27 protein-coding genes are annotated in these 26,226 nt (G+C 65.1%); 19 read left to right on the forward strand and 8 right to left on the reverse strand.

Features of this window, described 5'->3' with window-relative positions; all coding sequences use genetic code 11:
- Positions 1-9: 9 nt before the first annotated feature.
- From ACK8OU_RS05035 to ACK8OU_RS05050, 4 genes are all read right to left on the reverse strand, one after another.
- Entirely contained in the window at positions 10-459 is a 450-nt protein-coding gene (locus tag ACK8OU_RS05035; RefSeq protein ID WP_410302292.1) for a DUF3429 domain-containing protein, read from the reverse strand.
- On the reverse strand, positions 456-1,409 hold the full coding sequence (gene ispH / locus ACK8OU_RS05040) for a 4-hydroxy-3-methylbut-2-enyl diphosphate reductase (RefSeq protein WP_410302293.1): 954 nt from the start codon (positions 1,407-1,409) through the stop codon (positions 456-458). Before ispH ends, ACK8OU_RS05035 begins: the two co-directional genes overlap by 4 nt.
- A gap of 96 nt (positions 1,410-1,505) precedes the next feature.
- Positions 1,506-1,952, reverse strand: coding sequence for a YqaA family protein (locus tag ACK8OU_RS05045; RefSeq protein ID WP_410302294.1), 447 nt, complete (start codon positions 1,950-1,952; stop codon positions 1,506-1,508).
- Between the two features lie 91 nt (positions 1,953-2,043).
- Positions 2,044-2,607 (reverse strand): LabA-like NYN domain-containing protein, encoded by a 564-nt coding sequence (locus tag ACK8OU_RS05050; protein WP_410302295.1) that lies wholly within the window; start codon positions 2,605-2,607, stop codon positions 2,044-2,046.
- A gap of 157 nt (positions 2,608-2,764) precedes the next feature.
- Here ACK8OU_RS05050 and folK point away from each other — a divergent pair, with 157 nt between their 5' ends.
- From folK to recO, 11 genes are all read left to right on the forward strand, one after another.
- The gene (gene folK / locus ACK8OU_RS05055; protein ID WP_410302296.1) at positions 2,765-3,355 is read left to right on the forward strand and encodes a 2-amino-4-hydroxy-6-hydroxymethyldihydropteridine diphosphokinase; all 591 of its coding nucleotides are present in this window, start codon (positions 2,765-2,767) and stop codon (positions 3,353-3,355) included.
- Between the two features lie 36 nt (positions 3,356-3,391).
- Complete coding sequence (rpoZ, locus tag ACK8OU_RS05060) at positions 3,392-3,745, forward strand: DNA-directed RNA polymerase subunit omega (protein WP_410302297.1); 354 nt, start codon at positions 3,392-3,394, stop codon at positions 3,743-3,745.
- Positions 3,746-3,769: 24 nt separating this feature from the next.
- Positions 3,770-5,887: a RelA/SpoT family protein gene (locus tag ACK8OU_RS05065; protein ID WP_410302298.1), complete on the forward strand. Its 2,118-nt coding sequence runs from the start codon at positions 3,770-3,772 to the stop codon at positions 5,885-5,887.
- An 81-nt stretch (positions 5,888-5,968) separates the two neighbouring features.
- The gene (locus tag ACK8OU_RS05070) at positions 5,969-6,598 is read left to right on the forward strand and encodes a DUF2062 domain-containing protein (RefSeq protein ID WP_410302299.1); all 630 of its coding nucleotides are present in this window, start codon (positions 5,969-5,971) and stop codon (positions 6,596-6,598) included.
- 63 nt (positions 6,599-6,661) lie between these two features.
- Positions 6,662-7,423: a pyridoxine 5'-phosphate synthase gene (locus ACK8OU_RS05075; protein WP_410302300.1), complete on the forward strand. Its 762-nt coding sequence runs from the start codon at positions 6,662-6,664 to the stop codon at positions 7,421-7,423.
- 12 nt (positions 7,424-7,435) lie between these two features.
- Positions 7,436-7,837 carry a holo-ACP synthase gene (gene acpS, locus ACK8OU_RS05080; RefSeq protein WP_410302301.1) on the forward strand — a complete coding sequence of 134 codons (402 nt, stop codon included), beginning with the start codon at positions 7,436-7,438 and terminating at the stop codon, positions 7,835-7,837.
- Positions 7,838-7,893: 56 nt separating this feature from the next.
- On the forward strand, positions 7,894-8,676 hold the full coding sequence (gene lepB, locus ACK8OU_RS05085; RefSeq protein WP_410302302.1) for a signal peptidase I: 783 nt from the start codon (positions 7,894-7,896) through the stop codon (positions 8,674-8,676).
- On the forward strand, positions 8,673-9,362 hold the full coding sequence (gene rnc / locus ACK8OU_RS05090; RefSeq protein WP_410302303.1) for a ribonuclease III: 690 nt from the start codon (positions 8,673-8,675) through the stop codon (positions 9,360-9,362). Before lepB ends, rnc begins: the two co-directional genes overlap by 4 nt.
- Positions 9,355-10,266 (forward strand): GTPase Era, encoded by a 912-nt coding sequence (era, locus tag ACK8OU_RS05095; protein WP_410302304.1) that lies wholly within the window; start codon positions 9,355-9,357, stop codon positions 10,264-10,266. The genes rnc and era overlap by 8 nt, the downstream gene beginning before the upstream one ends.
- A 1-nt stretch (position 10,267) precedes the next feature.
- Positions 10,268-10,603, forward strand: a complete 336-nt coding sequence (locus tag ACK8OU_RS05100; RefSeq protein ID WP_410302305.1) for a DUF1491 family protein — start codon at positions 10,268-10,270, stop codon at positions 10,601-10,603.
- A gap of 94 nt (positions 10,604-10,697) precedes the next feature.
- The gene (recO, locus tag ACK8OU_RS05105; protein WP_410302306.1) at positions 10,698-11,423 is read left to right on the forward strand and encodes a DNA repair protein RecO; all 726 of its coding nucleotides are present in this window, start codon (positions 10,698-10,700) and stop codon (positions 11,421-11,423) included.
- Between the two features lie 44 nt (positions 11,424-11,467).
- Here the strand turns inward: recO and ACK8OU_RS05110 are convergent, their stop codons facing one another.
- Together ACK8OU_RS05110 and ACK8OU_RS05115 are read right to left on the reverse strand one after the other, a co-directional pair.
- Positions 11,468-13,132 carry an acyl-CoA dehydrogenase family protein gene (locus tag ACK8OU_RS05110; RefSeq protein ID WP_410302307.1) on the reverse strand — a complete coding sequence of 555 codons (1,665 nt, stop codon included), beginning with the start codon at positions 13,130-13,132 and terminating at the stop codon, positions 11,468-11,470.
- Between the two features lie 124 nt (positions 13,133-13,256).
- Positions 13,257-14,363, reverse strand: a complete 1,107-nt coding sequence (locus ACK8OU_RS05115) for a Hint domain-containing protein (RefSeq protein WP_410302308.1) — start codon at positions 14,361-14,363, stop codon at positions 13,257-13,259.
- A gap of 270 nt (positions 14,364-14,633) precedes the next feature.
- Here ACK8OU_RS05115 and dapE point away from each other — a divergent pair, with 270 nt between their 5' ends.
- The gene (gene dapE, locus ACK8OU_RS05120; RefSeq protein ID WP_410302309.1) at positions 14,634-15,776 is read left to right on the forward strand and encodes a succinyl-diaminopimelate desuccinylase; all 1,143 of its coding nucleotides are present in this window, start codon (positions 14,634-14,636) and stop codon (positions 15,774-15,776) included.
- 118 nt (positions 15,777-15,894) lie between these two features.
- Positions 15,895-18,156 (forward strand): ribonuclease R, encoded by a 2,262-nt coding sequence (rnr, locus tag ACK8OU_RS05125; protein WP_410302310.1) that lies wholly within the window; start codon positions 15,895-15,897, stop codon positions 18,154-18,156.
- A gap of 9 nt (positions 18,157-18,165) precedes the next feature.
- Here the strand turns inward: rnr and ACK8OU_RS05130 are convergent, their stop codons facing one another.
- Entirely contained in the window at positions 18,166-19,737 is a 1,572-nt protein-coding gene (locus tag ACK8OU_RS05130) for a phospholipase D-like domain-containing protein (RefSeq protein ID WP_410302311.1), read from the reverse strand.
- 116 nt (positions 19,738-19,853) lie between these two features.
- Entirely contained in the window at positions 19,854-21,452 is a 1,599-nt protein-coding gene (locus tag ACK8OU_RS05135) for a phosphoenolpyruvate carboxykinase (protein WP_410302312.1), read from the reverse strand.
- Between the two features lie 338 nt (positions 21,453-21,790).
- On the opposite strand from ACK8OU_RS05135, the gene ACK8OU_RS05140 reads away from it, so the two are divergent.
- Genes ACK8OU_RS05140 through ACK8OU_RS05165 form a run of 6 tightly spaced genes read left to right on the forward strand, consistent with a single transcriptional unit; the run spans position 21,791 to position 26,225 of the window.
- Positions 21,791-22,492: a response regulator transcription factor gene (locus ACK8OU_RS05140; protein WP_410302313.1), complete on the forward strand. Its 702-nt coding sequence runs from the start codon at positions 21,791-21,793 to the stop codon at positions 22,490-22,492.
- A complete protein-coding gene (locus ACK8OU_RS05145) occupies positions 22,489-24,207 on the forward strand; it encodes a sensor N-terminal transmembrane domain-containing protein (protein ID WP_410302314.1) in 1,719 nt (572 codons plus the stop codon). The genes ACK8OU_RS05140 and ACK8OU_RS05145 overlap by 4 nt, the downstream gene beginning before the upstream one ends.
- A 5-nt stretch (positions 24,208-24,212) precedes the next feature.
- Positions 24,213-24,638 carry an HPr kinase/phosphorylase gene (locus ACK8OU_RS05150; protein WP_410302315.1) on the forward strand — a complete coding sequence of 142 codons (426 nt, stop codon included), beginning with the start codon at positions 24,213-24,215 and terminating at the stop codon, positions 24,636-24,638.
- A complete protein-coding gene (gene rapZ, locus ACK8OU_RS05155) occupies positions 24,635-25,558 on the forward strand; it encodes an RNase adapter RapZ (RefSeq protein WP_410302316.1) in 924 nt (307 codons plus the stop codon). Before ACK8OU_RS05150 ends, rapZ begins: the two co-directional genes overlap by 4 nt.
- The gene (locus tag ACK8OU_RS05160) at positions 25,555-25,956 is read left to right on the forward strand and encodes a PTS sugar transporter subunit IIA (protein WP_250041494.1); all 402 of its coding nucleotides are present in this window, start codon (positions 25,555-25,557) and stop codon (positions 25,954-25,956) included. The genes rapZ and ACK8OU_RS05160 overlap by 4 nt, the downstream gene beginning before the upstream one ends.
- Positions 25,956-26,225, forward strand: coding sequence for an HPr family phosphocarrier protein (locus tag ACK8OU_RS05165; RefSeq protein ID WP_250041496.1), 270 nt, complete (start codon positions 25,956-25,958; stop codon positions 26,223-26,225). The genes ACK8OU_RS05160 and ACK8OU_RS05165 overlap by 1 nt, the downstream gene beginning before the upstream one ends.
- Position 26,226: the final 1 nt, after the last annotated feature.

Consider the following 26,226-nt stretch of genomic DNA (forward strand, 5'->3'; position numbering starts at 1 on the left):
AAGGGGGCGTCAGCCCGTCGTCAGGATCGCGATCAGTGCCCCGATCACCACCGCGCTGAGCATCAGGCGCAGCCGCATCCACCAGCGCGGTGCAAGCCCGCGTGCGGCAAAGACCCAGTCCAGCGGCAAAAGCGCGGCAAAGCCCAGGATCAGTGCTTCGTTCACCGACAGGGCCTGCACCGCCATCGCGGCCAGAAACCCCAGCACGGGCAGCGCGGACAGCGCGTAGCCAAGGGCCCAGTTGCCCTTGGCGGCAAAGCCCCAGAGGCTGCCGGCCATGAAGCAATAGATCATCAGCCCATAGCTGAGCGCCACTTCGCGCGCGCTAAGCCCCGGCAGGGAAAAAACGCCAAAGCGCAGCACCGCCACCGCCCAGAGAAAGGGGATCAGCCCGGCCAGCCCCGGCGCCAGCGCGGCAACGGGAATGCGCCCCAGCCCGATCAGGCCACGACCGATCATGCCACGGCCTCGCGCAGCACGCGCGGCACCTTGAATTCAATATCTTCGCGTGCGGTTTCCACCGGCTCGACGGTCAGGTCGAAACGGTCGCGGAAGGCGTCGATCACCTCGGTCACCAGAACCTCGGGGGCGCTGGCGCCAGCGGTGACGCCCACCGCCCGCACCCCATCCAGCGCGCGCCAGTCGATATCTTCGGCGCGCTGCACCAGCTGGGCATAGGCGCAGCCCGCGGCGCGCCCGACCTCGACCAGACGGCGCGAGTTTGACGAATTCGGTGCGCCGATCACCAGAAGCGCGTCGATCCGGGGCGCGATGGCCTTGACCGCGGCTTGCCGGTTGGTGGTGGCATAGCAGATGTCTTCCTTGGCGGGGCCGACAATGGCGGGAAAGCGTGTTTCCAGCGCGGCCACGATCGCGGCGGTGTCATCGACCGAAAGGGTGGTCTGGGTGATATAGGCCAGGCGCGCGGGATCGCGCGGGGACAGATGCGCCACATCCTCGACCGTTTCGACCAGCAGTACCTCATTCTCGGGCAGCTGGCCCATCGTGCCCAGGACCTCGGGGTGGCCGGCATGGCCGATCATCACCATCTGCAGGCCTTCGGCATGGTGACGCTCGGCCTCGATATGGACCTTGCTGACCAGCGGGCAGGTGGCATCGACATAGACCATGTGGCGGCGGGCGGCCTCAAGCGGGACGGATTTCGGCACGCCATGGGCGGAAAAGATCACCGGCCGGTCATCGGGGCATTCGTCCAGTTCCTCGACGAAAACCGCGCCCTTTTCACGCAGCCCGTCCACCACGAACTTGTTGTGAACGATTTCGTGTCGCACAAAGACCGGCGCGCCCCATTTCTGCAACGCCAGTTCCACGATCTTGATCGCCCGGTCCACGCCCGCGCAAAACCCGCGCGGCGCGGCAAGATAGAGTGTGAGAGCAGGTTTTCCCATGCGGCGCCCCTTTGCCGAAATCTTCTGACAGGTATGTCCGTCGGGCGCGAAGGTCCAGACCGAAATCCGGCCACCGGGCGCTGGGCCGGGCCTAGCCTAGCCGCCCCAGCCCATCGCCTGTGCGGTGATCCAGGCCACGGCGGCGTAGCGCCCGGTCTTGGCCAGTGCCACCAGCGGCAGGAAGATCAGCATCGGCAGCCGCAAGACCCCGGCCACCAGACATGCCAGGTCGCCCCCGGGCGCCCAGCTGACCAGCAGCACCCAGAACCCCCAGCGGTCGAACCAGCGTTCGGCGCGCGCCATCTGGCTGGCCGAGGCGGGGAACCAGCGCCGGTCGCGCCAGTGGTTCACCCCACGCCCCATTCCGTAGGTGATCAGCGCCCCAAGCGTGTTGCCGGCGCCAGCCACCAGAACCATCAACCAGACCGGCGTGGCCCCGGCGGTCTGCATGGCGACAAAGACGATCTCCGATTGCATCGGGATCGGCGAGGCGGCCAGCATGGCCGAAAAGAAAAGCCCGGTCAGGGCGGCAATATCCTGCATCGGACGTGCCTTGCCAAAAGGGCCGGCGGGGTGCAAGCGTGCCGGGCTGAACTTTGTGCGATCAACCCGGCCCGGGGGGCGGTCGCGGCGATCAGGTTTCGGTGGCCGGCTCGGGTTCGCGCGGTTCGCGCGGCGGGCGGCCGATCACTTCGCGCAGGGCGTCCAGTTCGATGAAATTGTCGGCCTGACGGCGCAATTCGTCCGCGATCATCGGCGGCTGGCTGCGGATCGTCGAAACGACCGAAACCCGGCATCCCTGACGCTGCAGGCTTTCGACCAGCGGCCGGAAATCGCCATCACCCGAGAACAGCACGACATGATCCAGCCGCGGGGCCAGTTCCATCGCATCCACGGCCAGCTCGATGTCCATGTTGCCCTTGACCTTACGGCGGCCCATGGAATCGGTATATTCCTTGGCAGGCTTGGTCACCATCGCATAGCCGTTGTAGTGCAGCCAGTCGACCAGCGGGCGGATCGGGGAATATTCCTCATTCTCCAGAAGCGCGGTGTAGTAAAACGCGCGAACCAATTTGCCACGGCGTTCGAATTCCTGGCGCAACAGCTTGTAGTCGATATCGAAGCCCAACGCTTTGGCCGCAGCGTAAAGATTCGACCCATCAATGAACAGCGCAAGCCGTTCGTCCTTGTAAAACATCAAATCGTCCTTTCCAGAATGCCCGCCATCCGAAGTCGAGTGGTGCAAAGTCCTGTGGGATCAAAGATAACGGGTGTCTTGTAAGATCGATTCAGTATACGAAAACGCACTTGTCTGGATATGTGTCTAAATGGATAACAGCACTTATTTTATAGCATTGGGTGCAAATCTGCCATCGCCCGCCGGCGCGCCCGCGCGGACGCTGGTCGCGGCCTTGCGCGCGCTTGTGCAGGGGGGGGCGGAATTGCGCGCGGTCAGCCGGTTTTACCACGCACCCGCCTTTCCGGCAGGTGCCGGGGCGGATTATGTGAATGTGGCGGCGGCGGTTGCATCGGGGTTGGACCCGGCGCAGTTCCTGGCGTTGTTGCACCGCATCGAGGCGGATCTGGGGCGTCAGCGCGCGGCGCGCTGGGAATCGCGCGGGGTGGACCTGGATCTGCTGGCGGCGGGCGATGCGATCCTGCCTGATGCACGGACCCAGGCGCATTGGCGCGGGCTGGCGCTGGCCGATCAGATGCGCGACTGGCCCGAGGGGCTGATTCTTCCGCATCCGCGCCTGGCCGATCGTGCCTTCGTGCTGATTCCCCTGGCCGAGATCGCGCCGCTTTGGCGCCATCCGGCCACCGGCGACAGCGTGATGCAGATGCTTGCCGCACTGCCGCAGGCGGAAAAAGCCGCGATCCGGCCGCTTGATGCCCCGTTCTTCGGGGAAGGGCGCTTGTCAAGGCCCGGGTTGGGGTCTAAATAGGCCGCTCACACCTTCCATGTCCGATTGGAGATGCTCATGGCCCGCGTGACGGTTGAAGATTGCGTTGACAAGGTTCCGAACCGGTTTGAACTGGTGATGCTTGCCGCGCACCGCGCCCGTGAAATTGCGGCCGGCTCTCCGATCACGGTGGATCGTGACAACGACAAGAACCCCGTTGTCGCGCTGCGCGAGATCGCCGACGAAGCCCAGGCCGCCGATGACCTGCGTGAGCGGCTGATCGAAAGCAACCAGACCCAGATCGAGGTTGATGAGCCCGAGGATGATTCGATGTCGCTGCTGATGGGCGGCGAAGCCGATCGCCCGCGCGAAGACGACATGTCCGAAGAACGCATGCTGCGCATGCTGATGGACGCGCAGGGCCGCGAATAACACCGGGGGGCAGGGCGCGCGCGAATGATCGATGTCGAAGACCTGATCGCGCTCGTCCGCAATTACAACCCGCGCACCAATGCCGAATTGATCCGCCGCGCCTATGATTATGGCCGACAGATGCATGACGGGCAGTTTCGCCATTCGGGTGAACCCTATTTCACCCATCCCGTCGCCGTCGCCGCCATCCTGACCGAACAGCGGCTGGATGATGCGACCATCGTGACCGCGCTGCTGCACGACACGATCGAGGATACCCGGTCCACCTATTCCGAAGTGGCGCAGATGTTCGGCGACGAGGTCGCGGAACTGGTGGATGGCGTGACCAAGCTGACCAATCTGCAGCTGTCGTCCAACGCCTCGAAACAGGCCGAGAATTTCCGCAAGCTGTTCATGGCCATGTCCAAGGACCTGCGGGTAATTCTGGTCAAGCTGGCCGACCGTCTGCACAACATGCGCACGATCCGTTCGATGCGGGCCGACAAGCAGGCCCAGAAGGCGCGCGAGACGATGGAGATCTTCGCGCCCCTGGCGGGCCGGATGGGCATGCAATGGATGCGCGAGGAACTGGAAGACCTTGCCTTCAAGGTGCTGAACCCCGAGGCGCGGACCTCGATCATCCGGCGTTTCGTGACATTGCAGAAGGAAACCGGCGACGTGATCCCCAAGATCACCGCCGATATCCGCCACGAACTTGAAAAGGCGCAGATCGAGGCCGATGTCTTTGGCCGCGCCAAACGCCCCTATTCGATCTGGCGCAAGATGGAGGAAAAGCAGCTTTCCTTCTCGCGCCTGTCCGACATCTACGGCTTTCGCGTCATTACCCGGTCCGAATCGGATTGCTATGCCGTTCTGGGGCTGATCCATCAACGCTGGCGTGCGGTGCCGGGACGGTTCAAGGATTACATCAGCCAGCCCAAGTCGAACGGTTACCGGTCGATCCATACCACTGTTTCGGGCCGCGACGGCAAGCGGGTCGAGGTGCAGATCCGCACCCGCCAGATGCACGAGGTAGCCGAGGCGGGCGTTGCGGCGCACTGGTCCTATCGCGATGGCGTGCGGGCCGCGAACCCCTTTGCGGTGGACCCCGCCCAGTGGATAGCGCAGCTGACCGAGCGGTTCGACGAAGGCGACCACGACGAATTCCTGGAAAACGTCAAGCTTGAGATGTATTCCGACCAGGTCTTCTGCTTCTCGCCCAAGGGCGATGTGGTCAAGTTGCCCAAGGGGGCGACGCCCATCGACTATGCCTATGCGATCCACACCCGGATCGGTAATTCCTGCGTCGGCGCCAAGGTGGATGGCATCCGCGTGCCTTTGTGGACACGGCTGAAGAACGGCCAGTCGGTCGAGATCATCACCGCCACCGGCCAGCGCCCGCAGGCGACCTGGCTGGACATCGTCAAGACCGGCCGCGCCAAGGCCGCGATCCGCAAGTCGCTGCGCGAAGAGGACCGGACCCGTTTCGTCAAGCTGGGCACGGAACTGGCGCGCGTGGCCTTTGAACATGTTGGCCGCAAGGTTTCCGACAAGGCGTTGCGCACTGCGGCCAAGACCCTTGGCCTGCCCGATGAGGTGGAACTGCTGGCACGCATCGGTTCGGCCGAGCTGACCGCGCGCGAGGTGATCGAGGCGCTTTATCCCGAGCTGGCCGTGGCCCCCGCCGAAACGGTCGAACCCGCCCGCGCCGTTCTGGGCCTGCCTGCCGACCAGACCTTCCGCCGTGCGGGGTGTTGCCAGCCGCTGCCCGGGGAACGGATCATCGGTATCACCTATCGCGGCCAGGGTGTGGTGATCCACGCCGCCGACTGTCCGGTTCTGGCCGAATTCGAGGAACAGCCCCGGCGCTGGGTCGATCTGCACTGGCATTCGGGCCGCCACGCGCCGGTCTATTCGGCCAGTCTTAAATTGACCATTTCCAATGATGCCGGCGTGCTTGGCCATATCTGCACCTTGATCGGTCAGCAGAAGGCCAATATCTCTGATCTGAACTTCGTCGATCGCAAGCCTGATTTCTATTCGCTGGTGATAGAGGTGGAACTGCGCGACGTCGAACATCTGCACACGCTTTTGACCGCGCTTGAGGCGGAAAGCAACGTGGCGCAGGTTGAACGGTATCGCGATCTGACGCGCAAGCCCTGATCTGCGATGCGCCCGGTCAGGGCGAGGGAAGGACTGGACGTGGTATTCAAGCGGCGTGACAGGCGACCGGCGCTTAAGGCGATGCGGGAATTCCTGTGGCCCCGCGGTGGCTGGGCGCGGGCCTTCCACTATGTCCGCCACCGCGTCAACCGCCTGCCAGATCAGCCCCACCGGATTGCGCGGGGCATTTTCGCGGGGGTTTTCGTTTCCTTCACGCCGCTGTTCGGTCTGCATTTCCTGTCTGCCGCGCTGGTGGCGCTGGTGCTGCGGGGCAATGTGCTGGCGGCGTTGCTGGCCACCTTCATCGGCAATCCGCTGACCTTCCCTGTCATTGCGGTTTCGGCGATGAAGCTGGGCAAGTGGATGCTGGGACGGCGCCATGGCCCGGAAGAGCCCGAGTATCTTGGCCAGACATTCCTTGCCGCGGGTGAGGATTTGCACCACAATTTCCTGGCGCTGTTCACCGCCGACAAGATGTATTGGGGCGGGCTGGCGCGCTTTTTCCATGACGTTTGGCTACCCTATCTGGTGGGCGGCCTGCTTCCGGGCGTCGCTGCCGGGGTGCTGTGCTACTATCTGTCCCTGCCTATCGTCGAAGCCTATCAGACCCGCCGCCGCGCCCGCCTGAAGGACCGGCTGGAAGCGTTGCGCGCGCGCCTTGAAGCCCGCCGCGAAGACCGTGGCAGCCGCGATCCGGGCGATACGCTTTAGGGGTGTTCCCAATCCGGTTCCGCCGCATTACCCTGCGCGCGTCTTGGCCATGGGGGACCGACGATGCCGCAATCCGACCCGAACCGCCTTCGTCTGGGCGTCAACATCGATCATGTCGCCACGCTGCGCAACGCGCGCGGATCGGCCTATCCTGACCCCGTGCGCGCCGCCCGCCTGGCCGAAGAGGCGGGGGCCGATGGCATCACCGCCCATCTGCGCGAAGATCGCCGCCATATCCGCGACGCCGATATCGGCGCGCTGATGGCCGCATTGCGCCGCCCGCTGAATTTTGAAATGGCAGCCACGGCGGAAATGCGGCAAATCGCGCTGCGCCACCGTCCGCATGCGGCCTGCATCGTCCCCGAAAAGCGTGAAGAGCGCACGACCGAGGGCGGTCTGGATGTGGCGGGCGATGAGCCCCGGCTGGCGGATTTCATCGCACCCCTGCGTGCGGCGGGCATCCGCGTGTCGATGTTCATCGGCCATGACCCGGCCCAGATCGAGGCCTCGGCCCGGATCGGCGCGGCGGTGGTGGAATTGCATACCGGCCATTACTGTGACCTGCACCACGAAGGTCGGCTGGCCGAACGCGATGCGGAACTTGCGGCGCTGCGCGAGGGCGCCCGGCTGGCCCATTCCCTGGGCCTTGAGGTTCATGCCGGCCACGGCCTGACCTTTGACACCGTGGGCCCCATCGCCGCCTTCCCCGAGGTGCGCGAACTGAACATCGGGCATTTCCTGATCGCAGAGGCGGTGTTCATCGGCCTTGGCCCCGCCATCGCACAGATGCGGGCCGCGATGGATGCGGCGCGCGCCGGCGCATAGGGGCGGGCAGCGATGATCCTGGGCATCGGGTCCGATCTGGCCAATATCGACCGGATCGCTGCGACGCTGAACCGTTTCGGCGATCGGTTCCGCAACCGCGTCTTCACGCCCGCCGAACAGGCCAAGGCCGAACGGCGCGCCGACACGCCCGGAACCTATGCCAAGCGCTGGGCCGCGAAAGAGGCCTGTTCCAAGGCCCTGGGCACCGGCCTGCGGATGGGCATTGCCTGGCGCGACATGGCGGTCAGCAACCTGCACACCGGTCAGCCGGTCATGCACCTGACCGGCTGGGCCGCCGACAGGTTGGCCGCGATGACGCCCCCCGGCCACGAAGCCGTGATCCACGTCACCCTGACCGACGATCACCCCTGGGCGCAGGCCTTTGTCGTGATCGAGGCGCGCAGGCTTCCTTGACTCGGGCGCGCGCGCGTCGCAAGGAAGGCGGGATTTTCAGCAAGGACCGGGCAGGCATGGCAAGCAAGACTGACAGCGGCATCATCGAGACGATCAAGACCGTCTTCTGGGCCCTTCTTATTGCGGGGGTGTTCCGGACGCTGTTCTTTCAGCCGTTCTGGATTCCCTCCGGATCAATGAAGGATACGTTGCTGATCGGCGACTTCCTGTTCGTCAACAAGATGGCCTATGGCTATTCGCGCCATTCCTGCCCGTTCTCGGCCTGCCCGATTGAAGGGCGCATCCTTGGGGCGGACCCGGAACGGGGCGATGTGGTGGTGTTTCGGCACCCTACCCGCGGGGTGGATTTCATCAAGCGCGTGGTGGGCCTGCCGGGCGATACGGTGCAGATGAAAGATGGCGTGCTGCATATCAACGGCGCTGCGGTGCAGTTGACGGATGGCGGGGTCTTCCGCGAGGTCAAGGAACTGCAGGGGCCCCAGGGCCTGATGCCGCGCTGCGAAAATGATCCGGTGGGCCAGGGCGGCACCTGTGAAAAGACCCGCCAGATCGAAACCCTTCCCGGCGGCGCCAGCCATTCCATCCTGAACATCGCCGATGGCTGGATGGCTGACAACACACCCGTCTTTACCGTGCCTGCGGGGCAGTTCTTCTTCATGGGCGACAACCGCGACAATTCCGAAGACAGCCGCTTTCCGGCCGCCGCCGGCGGGCTTGGCTTTGTTCCGGCCGAATTCCTGATCGGCCGCGCGGACCGGGTGATGTTCTCGTCTGCGGGGCGGTCGCTGTTCTTCTTCTGGACCTGGCGGTCCGACCGCTTCTTCAAGGCGATCGAGTGAAGGTTTCCGCTGATATCCAGGCCTTCATGGGCCGTCTGGGGCATCCGTTTGCCAAGCCCGAACTGCTGCTGCGCGCGCTGACGCATGCCTCGATCGCCTCATCGACCCGGCCCGACAATCAGCGGCTGGAATTTCTGGGCGACCGGGTGCTGGGTCTGGTGATGGCCGATGCCCTGTTGGCCGCCGATCGCGGCGCATCCGAAGGCCAGCTTGCCCCGCGCTTCAACGCATTGGTGCGCAAGGAAACCTGTGCCGATGTTGCCCGCCAGATCGATCTTGGCGCGGTGCTGAAACTGGGCCGGTCCGAGATGATGACCGGCGGGCGCCGCAAGGAGGCGCTTCTGGGCGATGCGATGGAGGCGGTGATCGCCGCCGTCTATCTGGACGCGGGGCTAGAGATCGCGCGCGCCCTGGTGCTGCGGCTTTGGGGCGGGCGGCTGGCCAATGTGGCCGAAGACGCCCGCGACGCCAAGACCAGCCTGCAGGAATGGGCCCAGGCACGCGGCCTGCCGCCGCCGAAATATGTGACCATCGCGCGTGAAGGCCCGGACCACGCCCCGGTCTTCACGATCGAGGCACAGCTGGCCTCGGGCGAGATGGCGCAGGCCACGGCGGGCGCGAAACGGCAGGCCGAACAAGCCGCGGCCAAGGCGCTTCTGACCCGGATGGAGGGGCAAGATGACTGAAACGACACGCGCCGGTTTCGTGGCCCTGATCGGCGAACCGAACGCCGGAAAATCAACGCTGCTGAACCGTATGGTCGGGGCCAAGGTCTCGATCGTGACGCACAAGGTGCAGACCACCCGCGCCCGCATCCGCGGCGTCGCGATCCAGGGCGATGCCCAGATCGTCTTTGTCGACACCCCCGGCATCTTCCGCCCCCGCCGCCGCCTGGACCGTGCGATGGTCTCGGCCGCCTGGGGGGGCGCCGCCGATGCCGATATCATCGTCCTGCTGATTGAGGCGCACCGCGGCCTGACAGAGGGGGTGGCGTCGATCATCGCGGCGCTGAAGGACCGCGCGGGCGATCGTCCCGTGGCCCTTGCCATCAACAAGATCGACCGCGTCAAGGCCGAGGTGCTGCTGGCGCTGGCCGAAAAGCTTAATGCCGAATACCCCTTTGCGCGAACCTTCATGATCTCGGCCGAACGCGGCTATGGGGTGGATGACCTGCGCGAATGGCTCGCCTCGGAACTGCCCGAAGGCCCCTGGTTCTACCCTGAAGATCAGATCGCCGACCTGCCGATGCGCGTCATCGCCGCCGAGGTGACGCGCGAAAAGCTGACGCTCCGCCTGCATGAGGAACTGCCCTATCAGCTGACCGTCGAGACCGAAAAGTGGGAAGACCGCGCCGACGGTTCCACCCGCATCGACCAGCTGATCTATGTCGCCCGCGATGGTCACAAGGGCATTGTCCTGGGCAAGGGAGGCGAGACGATCAAAGCCATTTCCAAGGCCGCGCGCGCCGAACTGGCGGAATTCCTGGGCCGCCCGGTCCATCTGTTCCTGCAGGTCAAGGTTCGCCCGAACTGGCTGGAAGAGGCGGAACGCTACTCGGAAATGGGTCTCGATTTCAAGGACGGTGACTAGCGTGACCGCTCGGCTGGCATCCGATGTCTGGGTGCGCGCCTACCTCAAGCGGCTGGAACTGGCCTGCATCCCGGCCTATGTCACCGCGCATGGCCATGCCGAGGCCGGCGCGATCCTGATCAAATGCGCTACGCTGGATGCCCGCGCCCGCGCCCTGCACCGCAGCTTTGACCTGTTGACCGGGCAACGCGCCTGGGTCACGCTGGCCGAAGGCCCCGAACCCGAAGTTGACGCAGCCATAGCCCGTCAGCGCAAGTTCGACCCCGATCTTTGGGTCATCGAAATCGAAAGCCGCCAGGGGCGCACCCTTCTGGACGAAGAGGGTCTGGCCGACTGACCGGCTTTTCCTTTCGGCTTTGCACAAATATCCTGCGGGGGTCCGGGGGTGCAAAACCCCCGGCGCGACCTGGCCGGTTTCACCAAGGAAGGGCATGATGGACTGGCGCGACGAAGGCACGATCATCGCGATGCGCGCCCATGGTGAAGGCGCTGCCATCGTTGAGGTCTTCACCGCCGCGCATGGCCGCCACCTTGGGGTCGTACGCGGCGGCGCCTCGCGCCGCCTGGCCGCTGTGGTGCAGCCGGGCAGCCGGGTTGCAGTCCATTGGCGCGCGCGGCTGGAGGACCACATCGGCAGTTTCACGGTCGAGCCTCTGGCCAGCCGCGCCGGCGTGCTGTCGGATCGCCTTGCGCTTCTGGGGTTGAATGCCACCTGTGCCCTTCTGTCCTTCACCCTGCCGGAACGCGAACCGCACCCTGCGCTGCACGCGACCACGGAACCCTTGTTCGACCTTATCGCCGGTGCCGCGCCGGGCTGGCTGCTGGCCTATCTGCGCTGGGAACTGGGCCTTCTGGAGGAACTGGGCTACGGGCTTGACCTGACGCGCTGCGCCGCCACCGGCACGCGCGAGGATCTGGCCTTTGTCAGCCCGAAAAGCGGTCGTGCCGTCAGCCGCAAGGGTGCGGGCGACTGGGCGCCGCGCTTGCTGCCCCTGCCGCAGTGCCTGTTGGGGCAGGGGCCTGCCACCACGGAAGAACTGCGGCAGGGCCTGGCCCTGACCGGGTTCTTTCTGGGGGAACGGCTTGCGGTGGACCTTGGCACCCGCCCCTTGCCTGCGGCGCGGGCACGGCTGGTCGAGGCCTTGACGCGGGCATGAAAAAGGCGGGGACCATGCCCCGCCTCTCCTCGATTTGACAAGGATCAGCCCAGCAGGCGCCGCGCGATCACCTGTGCCTGAATTTCCGCAGCGCCCTCAAAGATGTTCAGGATGCGCGCATCGCACAGGATGCGGCTGATCTGATATTCCAGCGCAAAGCCGTTGCCGCCGTGAATCTGCAGGGCATTGTCCGCCGCGGCCCAGGCCACGCGGGCGCCCAGCAGTTTCGCCATCCCGGCCTCCAGGTCGCAGCGGTGACCGTGATCCTTTTCCCAGGCCGAGAAATAGGTCAGCTGCCGCGCGATCATGATTTCCACCGCCATCATCGCCAGCTTGCCCGAAACGCGGGGGAATTCGATCAGCGACTTGCCGAACTGTTTGCGGTCGATCGCATACTGCATCCCCACCTCGACCGCGGCCTGCGCCACGCCGATCGCGCGGGCGGCGGTCTGGATCCGGGCGGATTCGAAGGTTTCCATCAGTTGCTTGAAGCCCTTGCCGGGTTCGCCGCCCAGGATGTTCTCGCCCTTGACGCGGAAGCCGTCGAAGCCGAGTTCATATTCCTTCATGCCGCGATAGCCCAGCACCTCGATTTCGCCGCCGGTCATGCCGGGGGTCGGGAAGGGGTTTTCGTCGGTGCCGGGGATCTTTTCGGCCAGAAACATCGACAGGCCGCGATAGTCGGTGGTGTTCGGGTCGGTGCGCGCCAGCAGCGTCATCACATGGGTGCGCGCGGCATGGGTGATCCAGGTCTTGTTGCCGGTGATCACCCAGTCGTCGCCCTCTTTCACCGCGCGGGTGCGCAGGCTGCCAAGGTCCGACCCGGTGTTCGGTTCGGTGAAGACCGCGGTGGGCAGGATCTCGCCCGAGGCGATCTTGGGCAGCCACTTGGCCTTTTGTTCCCCGGTGCCGCCGCACAGGATAAGTTCCGCCGCGATTTCGCTGCGCGTGCCAAGGCTGCCGACGCCGATATAGCCGCGCGACAGTTCCTCGGACACGACGACCATGGATGCCTTCGACATGCCAAGCCCGCCGTATTCTTCCGGGATGGTCAGGCCAAAGACGCCCAGTTCCGCCAGTTCGCCGATCACCTCCATCGGGATCAGCTCGTCCTTCAGGTGCCATTCATGGGCATTGGGGGCGACGCGTTCGTCGGCATAGCGGCGGAACTGGTCGCGGATCATTTCCAGATCGTCATCCAGACCCGAGGCGCCAAAGGTCGCCCGGCCCTGATTGTCGCGCATCAGGGCGACCAGCGCGGTTCGCGCGGCGGGGGTGTTGCCCTGGGCGATCAGCTGCGCCGCGGCGGGGCCCGGGGTCCAGCTTTGGTCAAGGTCCGACAGGCGGGCGGTTTCGCCCTGGCTCATCGGGATGCCGCCGAAAATCTGCGACAGGTATTCGCCAAAGCCGATCTGCAGGATCAGGGCCTCCATGTCGCCGAACTGGCCAGCCTCGGCCAGGCGGCCCGCCCAGGCGCGCAGCTGGGTCAGCGAGTGGTTGTAGGTGGTCAACCACGACAGGGCATGGGCCGCGAATTGATCGGCCTCCAGCGCCGCGCCGGAAATCTTGCCATCGCGTGTAACCCGGACACGCAACGCCTGGGTCGCCGAGGCGGTCAGCGCGGAAATCTCGGGCAGAGCGGTTTCGGTCAGGCCCAGAAGGTCGGTCAGAATGGCGGTTTTCGGCATCGCAGCCCCATCATGCGGCATGAGTCGGTTCCTTTCTGCAGGTGCATAATGCTTAGGCAGTCTTGATTTGCTGCGCAATAAAAATTCGTGCAGCTGCAGCAAGGGGAATGATTGTGTCGTGTTTCTTATCGGCTCTGCCTATGGCTCAGGCGGCGCGCGATCCGCGGTCCCGGGCGGCGGCAAGTCGGCGCGCGTCGTGATCCGACAGGATAGGCCGGGCCGGTGTGCCATGCACCGGCAGGCAGCCCGTGGTGGCAAGACCGGCCAGCGCCGTTGTCATCGCCAGGGCCGTGCTTCTGGCCAGCTGTCCCAGCCCGAGGCTTTCGATCCGGCAACCATCCGCGACCAGAAGATGATGATCCTGCAGCAAAATCCCCTGCCAGGTCAACGCAGCGGGCCGATCCGGTTGCTGCGCGCTGCGTCCATCAAGCAGATGGCGGCATTCCACCAGAACCTCTTCGCTGGCGAAAAGGCTTTGTACTACGGGCCCGGCCACTGCGATCCGGTGCTGCGGCAGCAGCCACAGGTCGCGCGTGCGTCCGTAGGCCGGTGCGCACAGCCGGACCGGACGCAGCGCCCCCAGGGCCGGCAGGCTGACCCGGCCGGACCAAAGCACCGGCTGCGCCCCGGCATCGACGGTCTCTACCAGATCGCCCGCGCGGATCAGATTGGCCGGTCTTGGCCCCTGCGGTGTCTCGATCTGCGTCGCCGGGGCGAAACATCCCGCCGGGCCCACCGGTTGCAGATGGTCGCCTATCGCCAGCCAGTCCACCTGCGGCCCGATCCGCGCAGCCCCGGTCCCGGTGGCCAGTGCCTCCAGATCATTCCGGGGCAGGGGCAGCGGATCTGCGCCGGCATTCTGGCGCAGGGTTCCGGTGTCCAGCGTCTCCAGCGTCAGCAGGCTTTGGCGGCCAGCCATATCCCAGCGCCAGGACAGCCGCATCCGCCCGCCCGCCGCAAGTTCGGCGCTTGCATCGATCGACAGCGCGTGAAAGGCCGCGCCCTGCAGCTGGACCACCTCGATCCGCCGCTCGGGCGTGATCGCAAGCGACAAAAGCCGGGGCTCGGGCGCACGCGTTGCCAGATGGATCAGCCGCATTGGCCCGGCGAAATCCGTGCCCGTGGTGAATTCCAGCATCAGCGTTCCACGCCCGGCCAGCGCCGGAAACGGCCGCGCATCAAGCGTCAGCGCGCCTTCCCCCGGCACATGGGCCGCGATCCAGCCGCCCTCTGCCATGCCTTCCATTGCCATGCCTGCCTCCTGCCCCCGGAGGCCCGTGCAAACACATCTGCCGCGCCCGCTTGCCACGGGTCATCCGGCGATACTGCCCTGACGGGGGTTTGCCCCCCGGTGTCTGCCCTGCCTCGGGTCATTCTTGCCTTTTACGATAGGGCGGCATGCGCGCCCCGGGCGAGCGTTTCCTGCGCGCATCCACCCGGGAACGCCCCAGGGTTGCATGGCGGCAACAGTTGTGCCTTGCGCGCCGGGCCGCTAATCCTGTGGCATCTGAAGGAGGTGCCGATGCCGCTCGATCCCGTGAAGCTGACCGCAGACCTGATCCGCTGCCCCTCGGTCACCCCGTTCGAAGGCGGCGCGCTGACGCTGCTGGAAGGGATCCTGCGCGATGCGGGCTTTGAATGTCACCGCGTCGATCGCAACGGCATCCCGAATCTTTTTGCCCGCTGGGGCGCCAGGGGCGCGCCGCGCAGCTTCGGCTTCAATGGCCATACCGACGTGGTGCCGGCCGGTGACGTATCTGCCTGGACGCATGATCCCTTTGGCGGCGAAATTCACGGTGACGAACTTTGGGGCCGTGGCGCGACCGACATGAAATCCGGCGTTGCCGCCTTTGTCGCGGCTGCGGTCGATTTCGTCACCGAAACCCCGCCCGATGGCGCGGTGATCCTGACCATCACCGGCGATGAGGAAGGCGCAGGCCACGATGGTACCCGCGCGCTTCTGGACTGGATGGCCGCCCGGGACGAGGCGATGTCGGTCTGTCTGGTGGGCGAACCCACCTGCCCCGAACACATGGGCGAGATGATGAAGATCGGCCGCCGCGGCTCGATGACGCTCTATCTTGAAGCGCAGGGTGTTCAGGGCCATTCCGCCTATCCGCATCGCGCCAGGAACCCGCTGCATGCCCTGGTCACGCTTCTGGCGCGGATGACCGCTGCGCCGCTGGATCAGGGCACCGCGCATTTCGATGCCTCGACGCTTCAGATCACCACGATCGATTGTGGCAATCCGGCCAACAATGTCATCCCCGCCAAGGCGCGCGCCACGGTCAACATCCGCTTCAACGATTCCCATTCCGGCGAAAGCCTGACCCGCTGGGCGGAAGGCTTGCTGACCACGGTTGAGGCGGAAACCGGCGTCACCCTGGCCTTGCGCACCGAGATTTCGGGGGAAAGTTTTCTCACCCCGCCCGGCGATTTCGTGCGCCTCGTCGCCGCGGCGGTCGAGGCGGAAACCGGCCTGGCGCCGGCACTTTCCACCTCGGGGGGCACGTCGGATGCGCGCTTCGTCAAGGATCACTGCCCGGTGCTGGAATTCGGTCTTGTCGGCAAGACCATGCACCAGGTCGATGAACGCGTCGAGACCGCCCAGATCGGCCAGCTCAAATCCATCTACGGCCGCATCCTGCGCGATTATTTCGCGTGATCCCTTTCATCTTGCCGAAAATACCTCGGGGGTGCGGGGGCAGCGCCCCCGCCTTTGCTGGCGCGGGTGCTGCGCTTTCCGTCATGACGCCGCCCTCGGCCCGTGCTAATCCTTGCCCATGACCCAGATCCCGACCAAACAGCAGATCCTCGACTGGCTTGCCGACCACCCCGGCGCCGGCGCAAAACGTGACATCGCCAAGGCCTTCGGGATCAAGGGCGCCGCGCGGATCGAATTGAAACGCCTGTTGAAGGAGATGGAGTCCGAGGGCGTCCTTGCCCGGCGCCGGACCAGCTTCCACGATGTGGAAAAGCTGCCGCCCGTCACCGTGGTGCAGATCCTGGCCCCTGATGCGGCGGGCGATCTGTTCGCGCGCCCGATGGAATGGGCGGGCACCGGTCCGGTGCCGCGTATCCTGTTCGTGGCACGTCCCCAGGATGCGCCGGTGGCCGAAGGCGATCGCGTTCTTGCCCGCCTGACCGAGGTCGCGGCCGAAGATCACGCCTATGAGGCGCGCCTGATCCGCAAGATCGGCGTGGCCGCGCATCGCATCGTCGGCATCTTCCGCAAGACGGCCGAGGGCGGGCGGATCCTGCCGATCGACAAGGGCGAGGACAAGGAATGGGCGGTTGAGCCCGGCAAGACCCTTGAGGCGCGCGACGGCGAACTGGTCGAGGCGGAATTTGCCGGCCCCCGGGGGCGCCTGGGCCTGCCGCGCGCGCGCATCATCGAACGGCTGGGCGATCCCACCGCGCCGCGCGCCGTGTCCCTGATCGCGATCCATCAGCATGGCATCCCCGACGATTTTCCTGACCCCGTCATCCTTGAGGCCGATACCGCCGAACCGGCAGGCCTTGGCGCGCGCGAAGATCTGCGCGATTTGCCGCTGGTCACCATCGACCCTTCCGATGCGCGTGACCGCGACGATGCCTGCCTGGCGCTGCCCGATGACGACCCTGCCAATGAGGGCGGGTTCATCCTGTGGGTCGCCATTGCCGATGTGGCCCATTACGTCCGCCCCGGTTCGGCGCTGGACCACGAGGCGCGCAAGCGCGGGAATTCCACCTATTTTCCTGATCGCGTGGTGCCGATGCTGCCGGACCGGCTGTCGGGCGATCTGTGTTCGTTGCATGAACATGTTCCGCGCGCCTGCATTGCGGTGCGGATAAAGATTGACGCGGCCGGCAACAAGCTGTCGCATCGTTTCACGCGCGGGTTGATGAAATCGGTGGCCTCGCTGGAATATGCCGAGGTGCAGGCCGCGCGCGACGGCGATCCTTCGGAACGGCTTGCGCCGCTGGTCGATGACATCATCACCCCGCTTTATGGCTGTTACAACGCCCTGATGCGGGCCCGCGCCGCGCGTCAGCCGCTGGATCTTGACCTGCCCGAACGGCGCATCGTGATCGGCGAGGACGGCAAGGTCGCCTCGGTCGCCTTCAAGGACCGGCTGGATGCGCATCGGCTGATCGAGGAATTCATGGTGCTGGCCAATGTCGCCGCCGCCGAGGAATTGCAGCGCCTGCGCCGCCCGCTTCTGTATCGCGTCCATGAAGAACCCAGCCCCGAAAAGCTTGAGGCGCTGCGCGATGTCGCCGAGGCCTCGGGGTTCGCGCTGGCCAAGGGGCAGGTGCTGAAAACCGCGCATCTGAACCGGCTTCTGGCGCAGGCCGAGGGCACCGAGTTTGATGAATTGCTGAACATCTCGACCCTGCGGTCGATGACGCAGGCCTATTATCACCCTCAGAACCTGGGCCATTTCGGGCTTGCGCTGCGGTCCTATGCGCATTTCACCTCGCCGATCCGACGCTATTCCGACCTGATCGTCCATCGTGCGCTGATCGCGGCGCATGGCTGGGGCGATGACGGGTTAAGCCCGGCGGATATCGAGACGCTTGAAGAAACCGCCCAGCATATTTCCGATACCGAGCGCCGGTCGATGGCGGCGGAACGCGATACGACAGACCGCTATCTGGCGGCGTACCTGGCCGACCGGGTGGGCAGCGAATTCGCGGGCCGGATCAGCGGCGTGCAGCGATTTGGTGCCTTTGTGAAGCTGGACGAAACCGGCGCGGACGGGCTGATCCCGGTGCGATCAATCGGGCGGGAATTCTTCCATTACGACCGCGACGCGCAGACGCTGGTGGGGTCGGACAGCGGGGTGGCCATCGGGGTCGGCCAGCGCGTCACCGTGCGTCTGGCCGAGGCGATCCCGATGACCGGCGGCCTGATGCTGGAGCTGCTCGAACTGGAGGGCAGCCCCCTGCCCGCAGGCCGGCGCCATGGCGGCAAGGGGGGCGCGCGGGGCCGCAAGTCGGCGGCGCTGAAGGCCAAGGAACGCGGCGTGGCACGCAAGGTCCGGCGCAGCCGCAAAAGCTAGGCCGCCGCGTTACAGCATCCATTCGATCGGCAGCCATGAGGCCAGCACGACAAAAACGCGCTGGGCCAGCGTCGTGTGTGGTTCGCGCCGAAGCGGCGGGCGGTCGGGGCGGTGCCAGCGTAGCCTTTGGGTGCGCGCCAGCGTCAGCCGCCAGGACCTGTCGGGAATGAAGCCGTTGAAGGCATCGCTGATCATGTGCGCGATTTCAGGCGAGTGGATCACGATGCCCAGTTCGGTGTTCAGCCGCAATGATCGCGGGTCGAAGTTGAACGATCCGATGAAGACGCGCGCCCGGTCCACGGCAAAAACCTTGGCGTGCAGCTTGTTGCGCGAAAACGGCGAGGTACCCTTGACCTGCTTGCCCAGCAGGTCCGGCTGGGGCGTGCCTTCGGCATCGGCGGCGTATTCATACAGATCGACCCCGGCGCGCAGCAACGGGCGGCGCCGATGGGCATAGCCGGCATGCACAATGCCGACATCGGTGGCCGCGAAGGAATTGGTCAGCACCCGTACCCGCACGCCCGCCTGGGTGAACCGCCGGATCGCCCGAAGCCCGGCGCGCCCCGGCACCAGATAGGGCGTGATCAGCACCAGTTCGGATTGCGGCCGACCCAGAGCGGCGCGCAGAAAGCGCCACAGCATGTCGCGTTCACGCACCCGGCCTTCGACCTTTTCCGGCGGGTCATACAACAGCTCGGCCCTTGCCCAGACAAGGCCTGCCGCACCACGTTGCAGCTGATCGGCCAGACTGCCCTGTGCTGCGCCGGGCTGGTAGATCGCGGCGCCCGGGCGGGCCAGAACCCTGGCTTCGGCCGCGCGCAGGCTGTCTGCGCGGGCGGGCGGCGGTGGCGGGCACAGGGCGCGCAAGGGGATGGCGGCGGGGGCGTTCCAGTAGGCATCGAACTGGGCGCAAAGCTCGGCCACGACGGGGCCCGCGACGGCCACATCCATATCCATGAACAGATCGCCGGACAGGTTGCTGTAATAGTCATCCCCGATATTGCGCCCGCCCAGCACGGCCACGGTCGAATCAAAGATCATCGCCTTGTTGTGCATTCGCCGGTTCAGCCGCGCGAAGTCGGACAGATAGCCCAGCACCCGCGCGCGCCGGATCGGGAAGGGGTTGAACAGCCGGACCTCGACGTTGTTCTCGGCGTTGAACAGGGACAGGATGTCATCCAGCCCGGCGGTGCCGTTGTCATCCAGTAAAAGCCGCACGCGGACACCGCGCCGGGCCGCCTCGCGAAGGGATCGAAGCAGCGCAAGGCCCGCCGCATCCGCCTTCCAAAGATAGTATTGCGCATCGATGGAATGGCGCGCGGCGTCGACAAGACCGACGCGGGCGTGAAAGGCATCGGGCGGATCGACCAGTGCGTGGATACCATTTTCCCCCGGATGGGCGGCCAGCGCCGGGGCAAGTGCGCGCGCCAGGGGGGTATCTGCCTGTGGCGGCAGGCAAAGGTCCTTTCCCTGTGGTGGCGTGGGCCGGGGGTGGGACGTGCGGGCGATCCACAGCACCAGCTTTGCTGCCGCCAGCGCCAGCGCGACCGCAATCACCGCAACAAGGATCGGACCTGGCATCATGCGCGCAGTATGGCGCGACTTTGTCCCCGGGCCTAGGGGCCGCGCACACAAAGGAAAGGGCCGGACGCGTTCCCGCCCCGGCCCTGATTTTCACTGTGATCGGTGTTCCGCGATCAGCCGATGGCGGCCGCTTTCACGTCGTCGTCGATATAGGGGACATACTGGGCGAAGTTGGCGGCGAACATTTCGACCAGTTTTCTGGCCTGCGCGTCATAGGCGGCCTGATCGGCCCAGGTCGCGCGCGGGTCCAGCAGGGTGCCGTCCACGCCCGGTACGGCGACCGGGACCTCAAAGCCGAAGTTCGCATCCCTGCGGAAGGTCACGCCGTTCAGTGATCCGTCCAGCGCGGCGGTCAGCAGCGCGCGGGTGGCCTTGATCGGCATCCGCTTGCCGGTGCCGAAGGCGCCGCCGGTCCAGCCGGTGTTGACCAGCCAGCAGGTCGCGCCATGCGCCGCGATCTTGGCGCGCAGCAGGTTGCCATAGGCTTCGGGGCGGCGCGGCATGAAGGGCGCGCCGAAGCAGGTCGAGAAGGTGGGGGTGGGTTCTGTCACGCCAACCTCGGTGCCCGGCGTCTTGGAGGTGAAGCCCGACAGAAAGTGATACATCGCCTGCGCCGGGGTCAGCCGCGCGATCGGTGGCAGCACGCCATAGGCATCACAGGTCAGCATGATCACGTTGCGCGGATGGCCGCCAAGCGAGCTGTCCGAGGCGTTCGAGATATAGTCCAGCGGATAGGCGCAACGCATGTTGTCGGTCAGCGAGTTGTCCTCGAAGTCCAGATCAAGCGTGTTCGCGTCGAAGATCATGTTCTCGACCACGGTGCCGAATTTCGAGGTGGTCGCGTAGATTTCCGGTTCGGCCTCGGCGCTGAGGTTGATGGTCTTGGCATAGCAGCCGCCTTCAAAGTTGAAGGTGCCGCGGTCCGACCAGCCGTGTTCGTCGTCGCCGATCAGGATGCGCGCGGGGTCGGCCGACAGCGTGGTCTTGCCGGTGCCCGACAGGCCGAAGAAGATGGCGGTGTCGGCCACATCGCCGATCGCGTGGTTGGCCGAGCAGTGCATCGGCATCACGCCCTTTTCGGGCAGCAAGTAGTTCAGCAGGGTGAAGACGGATTTCTTGTTTTCCCCGGCATAGGCGGTGTTGCCGATCAGGATCAGCTTCTTGTCGAAGTTGAGCGCGATCACCGTTTCGCTGCGGCAGCCATGGCGCGCGGGATCGGCCTTGAAGCTGGGGCAGTTGATGATGGTGAATTCCTGCTGGAAGCCGGAAACCTCGTCCGCGCCGGGACGGCGCAGCAGGTGGCGGATGAACAGCCCGTGCCAGGCCAGTTCCGTCACCACCCGCACGTCCAGGCGCAGTTCGGGATCGGCGCCGGCATACAGGTCCTGGACGAAATAGTCCTTGCCCTTCATGTGCGCCAGCATGTCGGCATAAAGCACGTCGAACTTGGCCGGGTCCATCGGGGCGTTGTTTTCCCACCAGATCGCGTTTTCGACCGACGCGGTGCGCACCACGAACTTGTCCTTGGGCGAACGGCCGGTGTGCTTGCCGGTCGTGCAGTAGAATGCACCGCCCTTGCCCAGCGTGCCTTCGCCGCGTTTCAGCGCGGCTTCCACCAGCGCGGGTTCGATCAGGTTGTAATAAACGTTGCCCAGGCCAGTGATGCCCTGATCTTCCAGGCGGTTCGCCGGGTTCACACGTCCATTGATCATCTGCAAGCTCCCGATGCCGTCGCGCGGCGCTTCAACGGTTCCCTCGGCATCCCGGGCCATTGGGATACCGATCCGGCCGGCAAACCCGGTGGATGACCGCCCTATAACATGTAGGATTTGCGAAGGAACAGGCAGCTTTGCCGCAGTTAGCGCAATCAATGCCGGTTTAGCGCCACCACCCCGAAAAGGTGAGGCAAATTAGTCAAACCTTTGGATTTTTCGTCTGTGATGAATGCGATGCGCGGGCCGATTCGTATAACGGTGTTGATTCCGCGACTCGGAAAGCCGACTATCGGGCGTGAAAGAATTACAAACCGGGCAGTTGAAGGGAAGAACATATGTCACGAATTGCGCTTGTCGATGATGATCGCAACATTCTGACGTCCGTTTCCATGACGCTAGAGGCCGAGGGTTTCGAGGTCGAGACCTATAACGACGGTCAGGCAGCCCTGGACGCCTTCAACAAGCGGTTGCCGGACATGGCGGTGCTGGACATCAAGATGCCGCGGATGGACGGGATGGACCTGCTGCAGCGCCTGCGCCAGAAGACGACGATGCCGGTGATCTTCCTGACCTCGAAGGATGATGAGATCGACGAGGTTCTGGGTCTGCGTATGGGTGCGGACGATTATGTGAAAAAGCCCTTCTCTCAACGGCTTCTGGTGGAACGCATCCGCGCGCTGCTGCGCCGCAAGGAGGCGATTTCCACCGGCGAGGTCGCCACGTCCGAGGAAAACAAGGTCATCGTCCGCGGTTCGCTGACGATGGACCCGCTGCGCCATTCGGTGATCTGGAAGGGCAAGGAGGTTACCCTGACGGTGACCGAATTCCTGCTGTTGCAGGCGCTGGCCCAACGGCCGGGCTTTGTGAAAAGCCGCGATCAGCTGATGGATGTGGCCTATGATGACCAGGTCTATGTCGACGACCGCACCATCGACAGCCACATCAAACGGCTGCGAAAGAAGATGCGCACCGCAGATGAGGAATTCTCGGCCATCGAAACGCTTTATGGCATCGGCTATCGTTACAACGAAGAATGACTGTCGCGGGGCGCATCGGATTGGGCAAGACGCGGTCGGGAGACACAAAACCGGATGTCGTTCTGGGCGAGGACTGGGTGTCGCCTGACGCGACATTGCCCGGTCGGGCGCGGCGGGGGCTGATCTCTCTCAACCGCTCGCCGCTGGCACGAAAGATCATCACCTTCAACCTGCTGGCGATGATCGTGCTGGTCGGGGGGGTGCTTTACCTGAACCCATTTCGGGATTCGCTTGTCCTTCAACGTGAACGCGGGCTTGTGAATGAAGCGCAGCTGGTCGCCGACGTGTTCGAGGCGCAACTGCCCGTTGGCGTGCCGGTCAACCTTGCGGCGGGCGATGGTGTGGATGTCGCGCGCACGATGGCCGGGATCGAGCTTGCCGATGGCGCGGATCTTTACCTGTTCGATCCTTCGCTTGCCCTTGTCGGCATGACCGATCCGGCCGCGCGCGCGACGCGCGAGGCTGTGGCAGGGCTTGGGGTTGATCACCGATCGACCCTGATCACCGATTTTCTCAATAATGTCTGGGAGGGGATTGCCGGCTTTGTGGCGCGGCGCGGGGCCGATGACGCATCGGCCAGCGTGCAGGACATGGTGCGCGCACTGGCACCCGCGGCCCTGGAGGGGCAGACGCAGATCGCCTCGCGCCGCGATCCGGGCGGGGCCGCGATCTTTGCGGTCGTCACCCCGATCCGGCAGGGCGACCTGGTCGTGGGGGTGGTGGGCCTGGCCTCGGTCGCAGGTGAGATTGATGAGCTTGTCCGGGTGGAACGGGAACAGGTTCTTCAGATGTTCGTCATCGCGGTGATCGTATCCATCGGGCTTAGCCTTGTTCTGGCCTCGACAATCGCCAACCCGCTCAGCGATCTGGCCGCCGCGGCCGAGATCGGGCAGGAACGCAACGCGCGCAAGATGGCGCCGTCGCGTGTGCGCATCCCCGACCTGACCGCGCGCCCGGACGAAATCGGGCGTCTGTCGGGCGCGATGCGCGGCATGGTGGCGGCGCTTTATGAACGGATCGATGCCAACGAACAATTCGCCGCCGATGTCGCGCATGAAATCAAGAATCCGCTTGCCTCGTTGCGCTCGGCCGTGGCCTCGCTGCACATGGTCCGGCGTGAGGATCAGCGGACCCGTCTGCTTGAGGTGATCGATCACGATGTGCGCCGGCTTGACCGGCTGGTCAGCGACATTTCCAACGCCTCACGGCTGGATTCGGAACTTGTGCGCGAAGAGGAAGAGCCCTTCGATCTGGTGCGGATGATGTCCAACCTGACCGAATATCTGGGCAAACAAGCGCGCGAAAAGGGGGTCGAATTCATCACTGACCTGCCCCCCGACCCGATCCGCATCACCGGGCTGGAGGCGCGGCTGGCCCAGGTCTTTGTCAACCTGATCACCAATGCGATCTCATTCTGCGACGAGGGGGATGCGGTGCGCGTCTGGGCGCGCCGGCGTGAAAACCGGGTTCTGGTCGTGGTCGAGGATACCGGGCCCGGCATCCCCGAAGAGGCGCTGACAAAGATATTCAAACGCTTTTATTCCGAGCGGCCCGTGGGGCAATTCGGCGATCATTCCGGCCTGGGGCTTGCGATTTCGAAACAGATCGTTGAGGCGCATGGCGGGGTGATCTGGGCCGAGAACATCCGCCCGACCCATGCCGACATCACGTCGGAACCGCTGGGGGCGCGTTTCGTGGTCGGCCTGCCGCTGTGAGCGGGATGGGCGATGCCACCAATCTGCATGCCAGCGCGGTGGCGCTGACCCGGGATCGGGGCGTTCTGATTCTGGGGCGTTCAGGGGGCGGGAAATCGGCGCTGGCGCTGCGTTTGATGGCCTGTGGCGCGTATCTGGTGGCCGACGACCGCGTTGATCTGCGCCTGCGCGACGGTGGGCTGTGGGCTAGCGCGCCGCCACGGATCCGCGGCCTGATCGAGGCACGCGGTTTCGGGCTTTTGTCCGCCAACGCCCTGCCTGTGGCGCGGATCGCCCTGGCCGTTGATCTGGACCACGAGGAAACCGAGCGGCTTCCCCCCATGCGCGAGACGCAGTATCTTGGCCAGAGCGTTCCCTTGGTGCGGTTCTTGCGTCAGGATCATTTCCCTGCCGCGATCATGCAATATCTTCGGGGTGGGAGGGTTGTATGACGACGGAACGGCATAGTCCTGAATCGCAGGCCGGGCAAAGCGTGGTGCTGGTTACGGGGCCTTCGGGCGCGGGCCGGTCCACCGCGATCGCCGCACTGGAAGACCTGGGCTATGAGGCGATCGACAACCTGCCGCTCAGCCTGGTGCCGCGGGTTCTGGACGGCCCGGTCGTTCAGCCCCTTGCGCTGGGCATTGATGTGCGTAACCGCGATTTTTCGGCGACGCGCCTGATCGAGCTGATCGACACCCTTACACGCAATCCGGCACTTCACCTGTCGGTGCTGTATCTGGACGCCTCGGCTGAAACGCTGGTGCGCCGCTACAGCGAAACGCGTCGCCGCCATCCGCTGGCACCCGCGCAGGCCCCTCTGGACGGGATTTTGCAGGAAATCGACCTGTTGATCCCGATTCGCACCCGCGCCGACGTTCTGATCGATACATCCGGCATGACCCCGCATGACCTGCGCGCGGACCTGGCGCGGTGGTTCGATCCGGGCCGGGTCGCGCGGCTTACGGTGTCGCTGCACAGCTTTTCCTACAAGCGCGGGGTGCCGCGCGGGCTCGACATGATGTTTGACTGTCGTTTCCTGGCCAATCCGCATTGGGTCGATGGCTTGCGTGCGCTGGATGGCCGGGATGATGCCGTGGCCGCCTATGTGGCCGCCGATCCGCGTCATGACACCTTTTTCACCATGGTTCGCGATCTGCTGCTGTTCGTGTTGCCCGCGCATGTCGAAGAGGGCAAAAGCCATCTGTCCGTCGGTTTTGGCTGCACCGGGGGACAACACAGATCTGTTGCCGTGGCGGAAAACATGGCCAAAGCGCTTGCAGAGGCTGGGTGGCAGGTGTCTAAGCGGCATCGGGAACTTGAGCGTCGGGGGATCACCCCGACCGCTGTAAACACGGGAAGCACTGCGTGATCGGGATCGTGATCGTGGCACATGGGGGATTGGCGCGCGAATATCTCGCCGCGGTTGAACATGTGGTGGGGCCGCAGACCGGAATCCGCGCGATCACGATCGAGGATGATCACGACCGTGCCGCGAAGCAGGATGAAATCCGCGCTGCGGCCGATGCGGTGGATGTCGGCGATGGCGTGGTGGTGGTGACGGACATGTTCGGCGGCTCGCCCTCGAATCTCAGTCTGCTGGCCTGCGAATCGCGCGAACGCGAGATCATCTATGGCGCCAACCTGCCGTTGTTGATCAAGCTTGCGAAATCGCGGTCGCTTGGGGTTCATGCGGCGGTGGCCGCGGCGCTGGACGCGGGGCGCAAATACATAAACAGCTATTCCGTTTGCGGCACGGGTGGGAAATGATGGCGTCGTCCGTTCTGAAAATTGTCAATGAAAAAGGTCTGCATGCGCGCGCCTCGGCCCGCTTTGTCGAGGTGGTCGAGGCGCATGACGCCGAGGCCCAGGTCGAGAAGGACGGCATGCGGGTTTCGGGTGATTCGATCATGGGGTTGCTGATGCTGGCGGCCTCAAAGGGAACCTCGATCGCCGTCACCACAACCGGCGCCGAGGCCGAGAAGTTGGCCGAGGCGCTGGCGGCCCTGGTGGCGAACCGCTTTGGTGAGGATTATTGAC

The organism is Pontitalea aquivivens (assembly GCF_046507575.1).
In the GTDB taxonomy this organism is placed as follows: domain Bacteria; phylum Pseudomonadota; class Alphaproteobacteria; order Rhodobacterales; family Rhodobacteraceae; genus Pontitalea; species Pontitalea aquivivens.